The organism is Bradyrhizobium sp. USDA 4503, assembly GCF_054055815.1.
The window spans coordinates 443,080-457,578 of record NZ_JBSRXS010000001.1; the positions used below are offsets into that span (position 1 = coordinate 443,080).

16 protein-coding genes are annotated in these 14,499 nt (G+C 62.7%); 6 read left to right on the top strand and 10 right to left on the bottom strand.

The window, feature by feature from the left end; all coding sequences use genetic code 11:
• Positions 1-4: 4 nt before the first annotated feature.
• The 7 genes from ACVMIH_RS02015 to ACVMIH_RS02045 form a co-directional block, all read right to left on the bottom strand.
• Positions 5-247 carry an acetyl-CoA carboxylase gene (locus ACVMIH_RS02015; protein WP_018270951.1) on the bottom strand — a complete coding sequence of 81 codons (243 nt, stop codon included), beginning with the start codon at positions 245-247 and terminating at the stop codon, positions 5-7.
• 40 nt (positions 248-287) lie between these two features.
• A complete protein-coding gene (pxpA, locus tag ACVMIH_RS02020; protein WP_028345053.1) occupies positions 288-1,016 on the bottom strand; it encodes a 5-oxoprolinase subunit PxpA in 729 nt (242 codons plus the stop codon).
• Between the two features lie 89 nt (positions 1,017-1,105).
• Positions 1,106-2,293 carry an ABC transporter substrate-binding protein gene (locus ACVMIH_RS02025; RefSeq protein WP_028345052.1) on the bottom strand — a complete coding sequence of 396 codons (1,188 nt, stop codon included), beginning with the start codon at positions 2,291-2,293 and terminating at the stop codon, positions 1,106-1,108.
• Positions 2,294-2,324: 31 nt separating this feature from the next.
• Positions 2,325-3,398: a branched-chain amino acid ABC transporter permease gene (locus ACVMIH_RS02030; RefSeq protein WP_016846056.1), complete on the bottom strand. Its 1,074-nt coding sequence runs from the start codon at positions 3,396-3,398 to the stop codon at positions 2,325-2,327.
• Between the two features lie 3 nt (positions 3,399-3,401).
• On the bottom strand, positions 3,402-4,316 hold the full coding sequence (locus ACVMIH_RS02035; protein WP_057017115.1) for a branched-chain amino acid ABC transporter permease: 915 nt from the start codon (positions 4,314-4,316) through the stop codon (positions 3,402-3,404).
• Between the two features lies 1 nt (position 4,317).
• The gene (locus tag ACVMIH_RS02040; protein WP_057017116.1) at positions 4,318-5,040 is read right to left on the bottom strand and encodes an ABC transporter ATP-binding protein; all 723 of its coding nucleotides are present in this window, start codon (positions 5,038-5,040) and stop codon (positions 4,318-4,320) included.
• A complete protein-coding gene (locus tag ACVMIH_RS02045; protein WP_057017117.1) occupies positions 5,037-5,807 on the bottom strand; it encodes an ABC transporter ATP-binding protein in 771 nt (256 codons plus the stop codon). The genes ACVMIH_RS02040 and ACVMIH_RS02045 overlap by 4 nt, the downstream gene beginning before the upstream one ends.
• 100 nt (positions 5,808-5,907) lie before the next feature.
• Here ACVMIH_RS02045 and ACVMIH_RS02050 point away from each other — a divergent pair, with 100 nt between their 5' ends.
• Positions 5,908-6,828 carry a LysR substrate-binding domain-containing protein gene (locus ACVMIH_RS02050; RefSeq protein ID WP_057017118.1) on the top strand — a complete coding sequence of 307 codons (921 nt, stop codon included), beginning with the start codon at positions 5,908-5,910 and terminating at the stop codon, positions 6,826-6,828.
• Positions 6,829-6,930: 102 nt separating this feature from the next.
• On the opposite strand, the gene ACVMIH_RS02055 is transcribed toward ACVMIH_RS02050, so the two are convergent.
• Positions 6,931-7,293 carry a hypothetical protein gene (locus tag ACVMIH_RS02055; RefSeq protein ID WP_063790083.1) on the bottom strand — a complete coding sequence of 121 codons (363 nt, stop codon included), beginning with the start codon at positions 7,291-7,293 and terminating at the stop codon, positions 6,931-6,933.
• 8 nt (positions 7,294-7,301) lie between these two features.
• Entirely contained in the window at positions 7,302-7,832 is a 531-nt protein-coding gene (locus ACVMIH_RS02060) for a hypothetical protein (protein WP_456815977.1), read from the bottom strand.
• A 66-nt stretch (positions 7,833-7,898) separates the two neighbouring features.
• Here ACVMIH_RS02060 and ACVMIH_RS02065 point away from each other — a divergent pair, with 66 nt between their 5' ends.
• The gene (locus ACVMIH_RS02065; protein ID WP_057017120.1) at positions 7,899-8,510 is read left to right on the top strand and encodes an exopolysaccharide biosynthesis protein; all 612 of its coding nucleotides are present in this window, start codon (positions 7,899-7,901) and stop codon (positions 8,508-8,510) included.
• Positions 8,511-8,609: 99 nt separating this feature from the next.
• A complete protein-coding gene (locus ACVMIH_RS02070) occupies positions 8,610-8,882 on the top strand; it encodes a DUF2312 domain-containing protein (RefSeq protein ID WP_016842183.1) in 273 nt (90 codons plus the stop codon).
• A gap of 216 nt (positions 8,883-9,098) precedes the next feature.
• On the opposite strand, the gene ACVMIH_RS02075 is transcribed toward ACVMIH_RS02070, so the two are convergent.
• A complete protein-coding gene (locus tag ACVMIH_RS02075; protein WP_456860561.1) occupies positions 9,099-9,692 on the bottom strand; it encodes an alpha-ketoglutarate-dependent dioxygenase AlkB in 594 nt (197 codons plus the stop codon).
• A 510-nt stretch (positions 9,693-10,202) separates the two neighbouring features.
• Between ACVMIH_RS02075 and ACVMIH_RS02080 the strand changes: the two genes are divergently transcribed.
• The 3 genes from ACVMIH_RS02080 to ACVMIH_RS02090 all read left to right on the top strand — a co-directional run bounded on the left by ACVMIH_RS02080 (position 10,203) and on the right by ACVMIH_RS02090 (position 14,498).
• Positions 10,203-11,189: an ABC transporter permease gene (locus ACVMIH_RS02080; RefSeq protein ID WP_057017121.1), complete on the top strand. Its 987-nt coding sequence runs from the start codon at positions 10,203-10,205 to the stop codon at positions 11,187-11,189.
• Positions 11,190-11,248: 59 nt separating this feature from the next.
• Entirely contained in the window at positions 11,249-12,271 is a 1,023-nt protein-coding gene (locus ACVMIH_RS02085; RefSeq protein WP_057017122.1) for a sugar ABC transporter substrate-binding protein, read from the top strand.
• Between the two features lie 115 nt (positions 12,272-12,386).
• The gene (locus ACVMIH_RS02090) at positions 12,387-14,498 is read left to right on the top strand and encodes an ABC transporter permease (RefSeq protein WP_168856835.1); all 2,112 of its coding nucleotides are present in this window, start codon (positions 12,387-12,389) and stop codon (positions 14,496-14,498) included.
• Position 14,499: the final 1 nt, after the last annotated feature.

Below are 14,499 nucleotides of genomic sequence, written 5' to 3' on the forward strand. Positions count from 1 at the left end.
AGCCCTAAACGTCGATTTCGGCGATCGGCTGGCCGGCCATCACGGCATCTTCATTCTCGGCCAGGAAGCGGACGATCTTGCCGGCGATGCCGGCTTTCACCTCGTTGAACGATTTCATCACCTCGATAAGCCCGATCGTGTCGCTCTCGGCGACGGCGTCGCCGTCGTTCTTGTAGACCGGCTTGTCGGGTGCGGGCTTGCGATAAAAGATGCCTGGGAGCGGCGAGAAGATCTGCTGCGTTGCCATTGTTTCCTCTTGAGAGTCTTTGGTTCGTTGCCGCGACGGTTCAGCGCGCGGTGAGATAGGGGCGCACCGCCTCGCGGACGGCTTCGGCGATGGCGACGGCGTTCGGCGTGTCGGAGTGGATGCAGATCGAATCGGAGCCGACCACGATGTCGTTTCCGGCCACCGTGCGCGTCTTGCCTTCATTGACCGCCCTTGCGCATCGGGTTGCGGCGTCGGCCGGATCCTTCGCCTCGTGCTCGCGGGTGATGATCAGGCTGCCGTCGGCATTGTAGTCGAGGTCGGCATAGTATTCGGCGACGAAGGCATGACCGCGCCGCTCGTAGACCTTCTGGTGCAACGTTCCCTTCATGCCGAGCAACGGCACCTTGTAGACGTCAGCGGCATCAGCCACGGCTTCGGCGATCTCCTCGTTGCGCGATGCCATGCCGTAAAGTGCGCCGTGCGGCTTGATGTGATTGAGCGCCATGCCTTCGGCATCCAGGAAGGCCTTGAGTGCGCCGATCTGATAGAGCAGGCAATTGGCCAGCTCCTCGCGGTCGATCTTCATCTCCCGGCGACCAAATCCCTGCAGATCGGGCAGCGACGGGTGCGCCCCGACCTTGACGCCAAATTGCTTGGCGAGCTGCACGGTCTTGCGCATGTGATTGAAGTCGGAGGCATGAAAGCCGCAGGCGACGTTCGCGACGTCGATATGAGGCATCAATGCCTTGTCGTCGCCCATCTTGTAGAGGCCGTAGGCCTCGCCCATGTCGCAGTTGATCACGACCATCTCCTGATTTCCTTCCAACTGGCTTTGCATATGACCGGCGAAGGCCGCCCCGGGTATGACTGGCGCACCCAGGGCGGCGCATTGCCGGGTTACTTGGACACCAGATAGTCGAGCGGGATCTTTTCCGAGATCGTCCACTGGTCGATCACCTGCGGCTTGCCGGCCTCGGTGTCGACGATCAGGTAGCGACCCTGGTTCTGGTGGTGGATGTCCTTGGTGAAGGTGCGCGGCCCGAACAGCGTGGACTCGTTGTTCATCTTCTCGAGCTCGGCCACGACGGCTGCCGCATCGGTCGATTTGGCGCGTTCGACCGCCTTGGCCCAGACGTCGATCAGGACGTAACCCGGATAGACGTACTGGCTGGAGGGGTCACCGCCGGTGACCTCCTTGTACTTCTTGTTGAACTCGTTGACCTTCGGGTTCGGATCGTCGCCATAGACCGAGCCCTGCACCGGGACGTAGAAGTTCGAGAGGTCAGGAACGGCGTTCATCCAGTAGCTGCCGTCGACACCCGACCCGTTGAGGATCATCGACTTGATGCCGGCGGCGCGGATCTGCTTGATGGCGGAGACAGCGCCCGGCATCATCGTGCAGAGCATGATTGCGTCGGGCTCCTTCGGCAGGCTCTTGATGCGCGTGATCTGCGAGGCGATCGAGGCATCGTCGTTCTTGAAGGTGTCGCTGCCGACCAGCTTGGCCTCCTTGAGGCGCGGCAGCATCCAGTCGAAGCCGTCGCAGATGCCCTTGTTGTAGACGGTCCAGCTGTCGAGCAGCCGATAGAAGCTGCGTGCGTTCTTCTTGGTGTAAGCCCATTCCGACATGGTCGCTCCCTGCACCGGTGCCAGCACCGAGGCCGAGAACGAGAACGGGCCGACGCCGGGGATGCCGGCCTTGATCGATTCGGCGCAGAGGAAGAAGGAAACCTTGCCGGCAGCCTGCGCCTGCAACGCCGCGGGCGCGCCGAAATCGTAGTCGCAGGAGACGATGACGAGGTCGGCACCCTGGTCGAGCACCGCAAGGCCGGCTTTGGCACCCTCGGCCTGATCGGTCTTGGTGTCGGCAAAGACGGGCTTGATCTTCTTGCCGAGCAGGCCGCCGGCCTTGTTGATCTCCTCGATCCGGATCAGTGCCGCGTCCTGCGCCGGCTTGTCGTAGGCTTGCATGAATCCGGATGCCGCGGTCGCAAACCCAACAACGATCTCGTTGGCTGCCCGGGCAGGCGTGAACCAGAGCGCGGATGCTCCGGCCAAGATGCTGAGTAATGTCGTAAAGCGCATATCCCAACTCCTCCAATTGTACAAACAAGCGTCAGTGCAGTTCCTTCAGCGCGGTCTGGACCGGTGGCGTCAGGCGGCGCTGCAACGGCCATCGACGCCAGGAGAATTCCTGGTTGCGGGTCAGTCCCGTCGGCAAGTACATCAGGATCGCGATGGTGATGATGCCGATCGCGATTTCCTGGACACCGTTCGGCAGGCCGACGGTGTGACCGCCGAGGCTGATGCCCTTCTCGAGATTGCGGAACAGCTCGATCAACACGGAGATCGCGACCACGCCCGAGACGGCTCCGCTGAGGCTGTACATGCCGCCGACCACCAGCATCGACAGCGTGATGAACGTCGTCCGCAGATAGAATGCGCCGGGATTGACGATGCTCAGGAAATGCGCGTAGAGCGCGCCGGCGAGCCCGATGATGAAGGCGCTGACGACGAAGGCGATCAGCCGTTCGCGGACGATGTCGATGCCGGAGGCGCTGGCCGCGACCGCTTCGTCTCGCGTGGCGCGAAGTGCCAGTCCGGAGCGCGAAATCGAGTAGAGATAGGCGATCGCGATGGCCACGGCGCCGCCGATCCATCCGGTCCAGACATTCATGGTGGGCGGAATGCCGACGATCGAACCCTGTCCGCCCGTCACCGAATCCCAGTTCGAATAGACATTGTTGATGACGCCGAGCAGGCCGAAGGTCGCGATCGAGGCGGCGATGCCCGAAAGGCGCATGATGACGCGCCCGACGATCAGCGCGAACAGTGCCGCAAACAGTCCGGATATCGGCGTCGCTACCCACATCGGCAGTTGCGCGTGGAGCAGCCATGCCGGCAGGCCCTTGAGCGTGATCGACTTCATCACCGGCGGAATCGTGAGCCAGGCGGTCATGTAGGCGCCGAGGCACATGAAGCTGATATGGCCGAACGACAGCAGGCCCGAATTGCCGACGAAGACGTAGAGCCCGACCACCACCATGATGTTGATGAACATCTCGACCACGGTGCGGTTGAAGGCCCGGCTGCCGAATTGATAGGAGAGGGCCGCCATGATGAGCAGCGCCACGATCAGCACGATCGGCGTGATGATCGTTTGCCGGATGACGGACGGCCGCTGCGACATCGATCAGACCCTCTGCTTGGCGGATTTCGGTGCGAACAGGCCCTGCGGCCGCACCAGAAGGACGACGATGACGGCGCCGTAGACGAAGGCGTCGCGGAATACCCTGGCGTCATGCGGCAGGGTCGCCTGGAACACGACGCTGGCCGCACCGATCAGGAAGCCGGCGGCAACGGCGCCGGGAATGCTGCCGAGGCCGCCGATCACGGTCGCGATGAACGCGATCAGCATCACGTTGGCGCCCATGCCGATGTCGGCGGTGCCGGAATTGGTCGCCAGGATCAGGCCGATCGCCGCCGCCAGCATGCCGCTGATGGCGAAGGCCAGCAGGATCACGCCGTTGGCGCGGACCCCGAGCATGCGCGCCATGGTGAAATTGTCGGCGGCCGCGCGCATCTCGAGCCCGTAGCGCGTGCGCTTGAGGAACAGGACGAGGACCACCAGCACGGCCAGCGTGATGATGATGGTCACGACCTGGAGCATCGGGATGTGAGCGCCGAGGAATTCGACCGGCAGGCCGAGGCTCGGCCACAGCGTGATCGACTTCGGCCGGCTGGAAAACAGCATCAGCAGGAGATGCCGGATCACGAAGCCGAGTGCGAAGGATGCGATCATCATCGTCGCCGGATTGGCATTGCGGAAGCGGCGGAAGACGACGATCTCCGACAGGATCGACAGCGCGGCGCCGATCAAGAGCAGCAGCGGGATCAGCAGATAGAACGGTAGCTGCCCGGCAAAGACGATCGCCGCCGCATCGATCGACGGCCACAGCATGGCGAAGACGCAAAACGCGATGAAATCGCCGTGCGCGAAGTTGACGAGCCGCATCACGCCGAAGATCAGGGCGATACCGAGCGCGCCAAGGGCGTAGAGGCTGCCGAGGCTGAGGGCATCGAAGATGATCTGGAGCAACTCGCGCATCTCAATGATCTCCGAAGCCGAAATAGGACTGCTTCAGACGATCATCCCTGACCATATCGGCCGCTGGGCCCTCGAGCACGATGCGGCCGCCGCGGATCAGGACCATCCGTCCGCCCGTCATCATGGCGCGTGTCGAGCTCTGCTCGACGATCAGGAGGGTGAGCTTGCGCTGCGTCCGCAGCCGCACCAGGATCTCGTAGACCTGGTCGATGATCTTTGGCGCAAGGCCGAGCGACGGCTCGTCGATCGCCATGATGCGGGGCGCGGCCATCAAGGCGCGGCCAATGACGAGCATCTGCTGCTGGCCGCCGGAGAGCATGCCCGCCGGGGTGTGGCGGCGCTCGGCCAGCATCGGGAATTCCTCGTAGACCTGATCCAGGTCGTCGGCGATCTTCTTGCGGTCGGTGCGCATGCCGGTTCCGACCTTCAGATTCTCCTCGATCGTCAGCGCGCCAAAGACATTGCGTCCCTCGGGAACCAGGGAGAATCCGCGCCGGGCGATGTCTTCGGGTGCGGCACCCGTGATCTTTGCGCCATCGATCATGATGGACCCGGAGCCCGGTGGCACGACGCCTGCGATGGCGTTGAGCAAGGTCGACTTGCCGGCGCCGTTCGGGCCGGTCACGAACAGGATTTCGCCTTCATCGATCTTCAGCGTTAGGCCGCGGAGAGCCGTCAGGCGGCCATAGCTGACGGTGATGTCGTCGACGGCAAGCAGCGTCATGACGCGACGGCCTCTTCGGCGGCGACCGGAAGCAGCTCGTCGCGCTGCGTGCCCATATAGGCGTGCCTGACGGCGTCGCTGTCACGGATCTGAGCGGGCGGGCCGGCTTCGATGACCTCGCCGGAATCGAGGACGTAGATGCGCTCGCCGAGCTCGAGCACGAGGCCGATGTTGTGCTCGATCAGCAGCACCCCGACATTGAGCTCGCCGGCGATCCGCCGGATGATGGCGGCAAGTTCGTGGCTTTCGTGCTCCGACATTCCAGCCGCCGGTTCATCAAGCAGCAGATAGCGCGGTGTGCACATGATGGCGCGGCCGATCGCGACGCGGCGCTCGTCGGTATAGGGCAGGGCGCCGGCGATGGTGTTGGACAGATGCGAAATGCCGAGCCAAGCCATGACGCGCTCGGCTTCACCGATCGCCTCCGGACGGGATTGGCCCAGGCCGACGCCGGTGACCTCAAGGTTGTCGATCACCGGCAGGTCGCGGAAAAGTCGGCCCGACTGGAAGGTTCGCGCCACGCCTTTGCGGCGCAGCTTGTGCGCTGCAATGCCACTCAGCGTCTCGCCTTCCAGTTCCACGGTTCCGGCGCCAACCGGCTGGAAACCCGTCAGCACATTAATAAGGGTGGTCTTGCCGGCTCCGTTCGGGCCGATCAGTCCGGCGATACGTCCCCGCGGTACGCTCAAGGTCACGTTGGACAGCGCCTTCAGGCCTTCGAATTGGACGCTGATATCGCGAGCGACCAACTCCAAACCATCGGACATGACCTCAATGCCTCTCACTCGCGAACCGATGGATTGATTTTTCCGGTCCGCCGGGGGATTGTAAAATTCGAAATATCGTTCGCTGATATCGGAAATTTTTATGTCTCTGACGTTCCGTCAGGTTCGGCATTTCATCGCAACCGCCGAGACCGGGCGCGTTTCGGCTGCCGCGGCGGCGCTCAGCGTGACGCAGTCTGCGGTCACCGCGTCCATCAAGGCGCTCGAGGCCGAGCTCGGCCACAAGCTGTTCGACCGTCACTCGAACGGCGTGACGCTGACCTTTGACGGACGGGAGTTCTTGCAGCGTGCCCGCGCCATCGAGGCCAGCGTATCGGATGCGATACGCGGGCCGCATCGCTGGGGAATGCAGGTGGACGGCACCGTCGATGTCGCCGTCAGCTACACCATCGCCGGATATTTCTTGCCGCCTTTGTTGTCGCGCTTCTGGCGATCATTCCCGGGCATCACGGTGCGTCTCCACGAGTTTCCGCGCGACGCGATCGAGCAGAGCTTGATCAGCGGTAGCGTCGATGCGGCCATCATGCTGGTTGCGAACTTGCATGACCGGGACTCCATTCGCTCGCGGCTCTTGTTGCGCTCGCCGCGTCGCTTGTGGACTTGCGTCAATCATCCCTTGCTTCGCAAGGACAGCATCAAGCTGGCGGACCTGGTGAGCGAGCCCTATCTGATGTTGACCGTCGATGAAGCCGAACGCTCCGCGATGCGTTACTGGCAGCATACGGCGTACGTGCCGAACGTCATCTTCCGGACCCTGTCGGTCGAGGCGGTTCGCAGCATGGTCGCAACCGGCATGGGAATTACAATCCTGTCCGACATGGTCTACCGTCCCTGGTCGCTCGAAGGACATCGCATCGATCTCAAGACGCTCGATGACGACGTCCACACCATGGATGTCGGGCTTGCCTGGAAGGACAAGGCGAAGCTTTCTCCGGCGGCTCGCGCGTTCTGCGAGTTCGTCGCTCATTCCTATCCCGGATCCGAGCCGGTCCAATTTGAATAGCGGACTTGCACGTGCCAAGGCAGGTTTGATGATGGATTGGACCGAAAGTTGCCGACACGTGCCTCTGCGCCAACGTCGAACAGGGAAAGGCGGCGCAGGACGTCAGGAGGTACCTGTCGGCTTGGACATCGCTGAAAGCGCGCGTCTCAGGGCATTGGCGGCGACAACGCCTGCGCAGCAGCCGGCACCTTTGACGAATATGTCTTTTATGTAGCCATGCCTGCCGGCGAGCAGCTTTTGAATGAGTTCGAAGCCGACGATGACGGCGAGCAGTGCCAGCAGGATCGGCAGGACATGCTTCGGATAGGCGAGCGAAAAGACGGCTCCGACAACGAAGAGCGCGGCAAAGCGATCGGCGTTTGGCGATATCAACGTGTGGGGACGAAATGCCAGCGTCGTATCGGTGACGATGAAGAGGCCCAGGATCAAACCCCAAGCCAAAAATCGGAATGCGGTTTGGGGCATTTCTGAGCTCAACGGGCCATGCTGCCGGGCGCGGCATTGAGCGGTGCGCCGCCAATCGAAACGGGACCTGAAGGCCTGGCGGCCCGAGGCGGCGGCTTTCTCGGCTGCGGGGTAGTTGGCGCGATCGGGGCACGCGGCACCTCGGCCGTAACAGGTGGCGGCGGCGCTACCGGCGGGGGCAGATGCTGCAACTCTTCGACCTTCGAGGTCAGGACCGCCAACTGGTCGGTAATGGCCTTCAACTGCGCCTGCCCGTCGGCTACCGACCGATCGAGTGCGGCGAGGTCTTCCTCGAGCTTCTGCTGGGCCGCGAGGAGAGTTGGCAATGCCTCCTTGTCGCTCGTCGTCGTCGCCCCGCCGGACGATTCGTGGCTTATGGCGGGGACCAATGCCGCGACTTCAGGCCAAGCGTAGACGCCGCCGGCGCCGACAAGGGCGACGACGACGATCAGAAGAAACCACGGCCAGCGGCGGCGACCGGCGGGCAGGGGGCTGTTCGGCGCATGGCCGTGCCACGCCTGGTCGGAATCGTTGTCCATCAATGCTTCCTAGGCGCCTCTGGCATTCGTTGCAATCGATACGGAGTTCGACCATGTTACCGGGTAATGCTTCATTTGCCCGTTCCCCGCTCAGCGCCTACCCGTACTTCCCAGCTCCTCGAAGAACTCGTCGCGCAAGCACCTGACGGCCCCGTCGACCTCGAATGGCTCCTCAGCCATCTGGACAGGCGCTCGTTCGGGCTGCTCCTGCTATTGCTGGGGCTGCTTGTGATCGTCCCCGGCGTGGCCACAATTGCGACGCTGGCCCTCCTGTTTCCGGCGGTCGAGATGATGTTGGGGCACAGTGCTCCATCTTTTCCTCGCTTCCTGTCGAAGCGGCCGTTCGACTTCAAGCGATTCAAGCGGTTCACCGTCAGGGCGGGCCCGCTGCTGCGCGCGATCGAGAACATCAGCCGGCCGCGCTGGAACGCGCGCCATGACGTGACTGACCGGCTTGTTGGGTTGGTCGTGTTCCTGCTGGGTCTGTTGGCGGGCTGGCCCCTGCCTCTGGTCAATGTCATTCCCGGGATTGTGGTCGTCCTGATCGCGATCGCTTACCTGCAGGAAGATGGTCTGCTGCTGGCCGTAGCAATGGCGGCCGCGGTGATGTCCCTGCTTGGCCTTGGATGGACGCTCTGGACGTCGGCCGCGGCCGTGATCAGCTGGATCGCGTTCTGAAATACCGCGGGATAGATGCGCTACAGGAACCGATGAAGCTTAAGACATTGGTTATCACTTTGCTTTCATTTTCACCGCCTCATTCAACAAAGAGGCACCATGTCTGACATCACCATTCCCGGCGGAAAAATTCGTTCTTTCATCGAGCGGATCGAGAATCTGGACGCTGAACTGCAGGAACTGAACGAGCAGAAGAAGGAAGTTTTTTCGGAAGCCAAGGGTGAGGGTTTCGACGTGAAGATCCTCAAGGAGATCGTCAAACTGCGAAAGCAGGATCAGGATGAGCGCGACGAGCGCGAATCGCTGCTCGATCTCTATATGCGCGCCATGGAAACGGCACCGGCCGACAAGGCTGCTGCGAAAGCGGCGTGAGACGCCCGCTGCGTTCCCCGCGATCGACACTCCGGGGGCGCGCGATCTCTCGGCGGACGAACTTCCCAAGTTCGTCCGCCCCCGTCCCATCAACCATTCGCGCGGCGTTGGTCGCACCTTCCGCTCATGATTGCGTCTTCTGATCGGATCGAAGTAGCGCTCGATCAGGGTTGATGCGGCGATGCGCAGCGGAGCGCTGGAACCGGCAATCCAAGGTTATCGCGACGCTTTGGCGCCCCGCACCGTTTCGACCATGGTTCGGAAGGTGATCGAGTATCTGGGGGCCTCGACCGGCGGAATGCTGTGCTCCCATATCTGCCGTGCATCACCGGCCATCAGGTAGAGTGATAGGGGCGCCGCATCGAGCGTGAACCGCTCCCATCCGTTTTCCGTCCGACAACGAAAACGGAACTTGCATGCGGATCCCAGGGACAGTCCAAAGATCCGGTCGAAATGCGGCTTGTCGCGGTGCCAGCCGATACCGACGCCGCGATCATACTCGGTGCACAGGATCTGCCCGATCTCGGTCGACGCGCCGCCGAAGGATTGGATCGCGGCGACGATGCCGTTTAACCAGGGCGGGATCGGTTCGGCACATTCCAGTCGGCGCGACCCATAGTCGTACCGGTAACCGAACGAAGCCACGCGGCGCTTGCCTTCGAACTGTCCGAACTGGAAGGGGGCAAGCGGAAGTGCCCGGATGTGGCGGATGAGTTCGCCCTCGGCCGCTTTGGAGATGAAATCCGGCGCGTAGTGCAGACCCGCCGGTCCTGCGGCGGACGCATCGAACATCGACAGTTGCTCGGACAAATCTGGTACCGTCAGTGTTTGCGAACCTGTCACGCATATGGGCGCGCCGAGACAGAATTCAAACCGGCCGTCAGTTCGCTCGGGCTTCCACCTGGCGCGGCTTCGATGGGCGAAAGGCAGCGTCAAAGCTCGGTCTCGGCATTCTCTTTCGCCACGATCTTCAGGCCTTGGCCAGGAGCGATTGCCGCAACGTCGTCGGCTTCGTTCCGTCGCCGCGGGTGACGGCGCTATGAGGACCAGTTGACCTTAGGGACAGGCTCTCAAGCCTAATGTATCCAATAAAGCAATGTCGGCTTCAAAAGGACCGATCGAACTCGGAAAATGCGCTTCGATCGCGGACGCCAGAACATACATATATCCATGTAGATGTAGATAGTTATGGAGGGTTTCAGGTGCGAATATATCCTCCGGTCAAACCAGCCGCTGTCCAAAATTTGGATACGGAGATTGACATCTGGATACATTCTGTTCAATTTCCGCCCACAATAAAATCAATCCTGGGAGGACCCGGTGACCGGCAGTTCGGGCGCGCGCGGGGCGAAATTGACGCAGACGACGGCCGTGCTGGTGATGTGCGCGGTCCTGATCGTCATTTTTTCGATCTTCCTGAAGGGCTTCCTGACGCTGGGCAATCTGTTCGCGCTGGCGCGCAACATTTCGATACTCGGCATTCTCGCGCTCGGCATGGCCGTGGTCGTGATCGGACGTGGACTCGATCTGTCGCAAGTCGCCTCCTTTGCCGCTTCCACCGCGATCGCGATCATTCTGATGAACTCGGGCTACGCGACGCCGGTCGCGCTGCTGATCGGCTTCGTGATGGCGATCGCCATCGGCATCCTGAACGGGTTTCTGATCTCGGTGATCGAGATGCCGCCGTTGCTGACGACGCTGGCGTCGAGCCTTGCGGTGCTGGGGATCGTGCGCACCACAGCGGTGCAGCACTATGTCGTCTATCTTTCCAAGGGGCATGACGAATTCCTGCGGCTCGGCGGCAACATCTGGGGTGGCGTTCCGATCTCGATCCTGATCTTCGCGGCCACCGCGGTCGTCGTGCATCTTTTCCTGTCGCGCACCGTGATCGGGCGCTTCGTCTATGCCCATGGCGACAATCCCGACGCCGCGCGTCAGACCGGTCTGCCGACCCGCCCGCTGACCATGATCGAGTACGCGCTGTGCGCCGCGATCGGGTATGTCGGCGGTGTCGTGATGGTCGCGCAGACGGCGCTGATGCATCTCCAGGTCGCGGAATCGACGATCATTTTCGACGTCATCATGGTTGTGGTGCTCGGCGGCGTCAGCCTCGTCGGCGGCCGCGGCAACGTGATGAGCGTCATCGCCGGAACGCTGCTGATCGGCGTGCTGCTGAACGGCATGACCATCATGGACATGGACGTGCAGACCCAGAACATCGTCAAGGGTGTCGTGCTGCTGATCGCGATCCTGCTCGATTCCCGGCTGCATCCGCGCGACGAGGAGACGTCGAAGCAGGGCGATTAGAGCTCTGCATCAACCAACGGGCCGCAACAGTCGGCCGACATAACAGGGGAGGAATTGACATGACGAAAGCTGTGCACAGGAGGGCGTTTGCCGGCATCGGGCTGGCGGCGATGGTGGCAACCGCCGCACTGGTGGCGGCGCCATCGCAGGCGGCCGGGCCGCGCGACCAGCTGCGCGACAAATTCGACAAGTCGCTCAAGGGCAAGACGGTGGCCTGGTCGCCGGTCTGGATGGGCGTTCTGGAATCCGAATGGACGCGCGTGATGAAGGATCGTTTCGACGATTACGGCATCAAGCTCGTCACCCGCGACGCCAACATGAAGTCCGACATCCAGCTTCAGACCGTCAGCGACTATATCAACGACAAGCCCGACGTGATCGTGGTGCAAAATCCGAACGTCACGCTGCTCGCCAAGGAGCTCAAGCGTGCGATGGACGCGGGCATCTATGTCGTGCAGGTCAACATGGCATCGAACACCCTGACCGACGCCTATGTCGGCGTCGATGCCAAGGATCTCGGCACCAAGATCGCGCGCGAGGTCATCAATCAGTGTGGCGGCGGCAAGGGCTCCGGCGAGGTTGCGATCCTCGAAGGTGAGGCGACCGCGGCCTATTCGCTCGACATGAAGAATGGCGCGATGGAGGTGTTCAAGACCGACCCGTCGATCAAGGTCGTATCGTCGCAGCCGACCAGCTGGGACGCCAACAAGGCCGGCGACATCACGACAACCGTGTTGCAGCAGCATCCCAAGCTGTGCGGGATCCTCAGCGTCTGGGGACCGCAAACCGCGGGCGCGGCGCAGGCGATCAAGGCGGCCAACATGGGCGACAAGGTGAAGGTGTTCGTCGCCAGCGACGGCCAGCCTGCGGATTGCGATCTGCTCGAGCAAGGCGCGTTCTCCGCGAACCTGTCGTATCGCGCCGACGTGCAGGGCCAGACCATCGCCGACGCGGTGATTGCGCTGTTGCAGAGCGGCGACAAGCCGGGCGCGAAGAACATCGCCTATTACACGACCCCCGCCTGGGTGAAGTCGAAGGACGATCGCATGTACTGCTTCAGCATCCCGAAGGGCGCGAAGTAAGTCGTTCCGGCGCCCGCGCCCACCGCGGCGCGGGCAGGCCGGAGCTGTCGATCCCAATCCCCCGCGTCGTCCCGCCGTTCGGCCGCTGCTGCGCCGAGCCCGCCGGAGTCTGTTGATGAAGAGCCTGCAACGAGCCTGGCACCGCCATTCGCCCCAGTTGTTCCTGGGCGAACTGCTTGAGAAGCGCTGGATGGAGCCGATCATTCCATTCACGCTGACGATCGCGGTTTTCCTGGCCTTCGCGATCATGATCCCGCGCTACCTGACGGCGGGCAGCCTGCAGGAATTGATGCGGAATTTCGCGGAGCAGGGCATGGTCGCGGTCGCGATGGCCTTCTCCGTGCTGTCGGGCGGCATCGACCTGTCGGTCGGCGCGGTGTTCGCGATGTCGAACTTCCTCGCGCTCTATCTGTATCTCATCCTCGGGCTGCCGCTGCCCGTGACCATCATGCTTGTGGTCCTGTTCGGTGCGGCGATGGGCGCGATCAACGGCGGCCTGATTGCCTACGGCAAGACCCGGCCGTTCCTGACGACGCTCGTCGTCCTCATCATCGTCCGCGCCGCCTACAACAAGGTGACGGTTGCGTTCACGAACGAACTCGCGAGCATCGACAGCGGGTCCAGTACGTGGGACTTCATGGGCTCGGGGAGGGTTCTCGGCATTCCCTTCAACATGCTGGTGCTGATCCTGCTTGCGGTCGGAACCCACTTCTTCCTCACCCGCATCAAGCCCGGCGTCCACATCATGGCGGTCGGGTCGAGCCGCAAGGCGGCCCGCCACGCCGGCGTCAACGTCAAGCGCGTGCTGTTCTCCGCCTATGTGATGTCGGGCGCGATCGCGGCGCTGGCGGGGATCCTCTATGCCGCGCGGCAGAGCAGCTCGGGCACCGACACCGGCGTCGGCTGGGAGATCAACGCGCTGGCCGCGGTGGTTCTCGGCGGCATCAGCCTGGCCGGTGGCCGCGGTACCATCGCGCGCGCCGTCATGGGCGCGGCGATCATCTTCATGCTCACCAGCGGCATGGTCCGGCTCGGCATCTCCGGCAACCTGACCACCGCCATCATCGGCATCATCCTGCTGCTCGCGGTCGGCTTCAACGTGAAGTGGGTCAAGAACAAGGGCAAGGTGCTGCAGAAGGTCTACGTCACCCCAAGCTGGGTTGATTTCGAGCCGCCGCCGTCGGTCGAGCGGGGCAGCGGCACGCCGTTCGCGGAGAACGATCGCCTGAAGAACGCGGAAGCGATCGCGCTCGACATGATCGAGGGCCCGGAAGACATCATCCTTGACCGCAAGGACAACCTCTACACCGTCAACCGCAACGGCTCGATCATCCGCTTTCTCGCGCCGGACTATACCGTGCGCGAAGAGTTCGCGCGCATCGGCGGCCGGCCGCTCGGGTTGGCGTTCGATCGGGATCAGAACCTCCTCGTCTGCATCGCGGGCATGGGCGTTTACGGCGTGAAGCCCGATCGCTCGGTCTTCAAGGTCACCGACCGCACCACGCGCACGCGTACGCGCCTCAAGGACGACTCGCGGCTCTATCTCGCTGACGATCTCGACGTCGCGCCAGACGGCAAGATCTATTTCAGCGAGGCCTCGACCCGCTATGAACTCACCGACTGGGCGCTCGACGGCTTCGAGGGGCGCGGCAACGGCCGGCTGATCTGCCACGATCCGAAGACCGGCACCACCAGGACGGTCCTCAAGAACTTGACGTTCCCGAACGGCATCTGCATTTCGCATGACGGTCAGTCGGTGCTGTGGGCCAGCACCTGGCTATGCCAGATCAATCGCTTCTGGATCGCTGGCCCGAAGGCGGGCACCAGCGAAATCCTGATCGACAACCTTCCGGGCTATTGCGACAACATCAACCGCGCCTCCGACGGCAAGTACTGGCTCGCCTTCGTCGGCCTGCGCACGCCGGTCTACGACCTTGCGATGCGCAACCCTGTTTTCCGCACCCGCATGGTCAAGCAGATCCCGCCGGACGAATGGCTGTGTCCGGGCATCAACTACGGCTGCGTGGTCAAGTTCGACGACAACGGCGTGGTGACGGAATCGCTCTGGGATCCAGGCGGGCTTTCGCATCCGACCATCACGTCGGTCCGTGAACACAAGGGCTATCTCTATATCGGGGGTCTGGAGAACAACCGCATCGGCCGCATCCGCCTGCAGGACGCCGACCCGACCTGGGAAGCGCACAAGTCCTATTGGGGAAGGGCCTGAG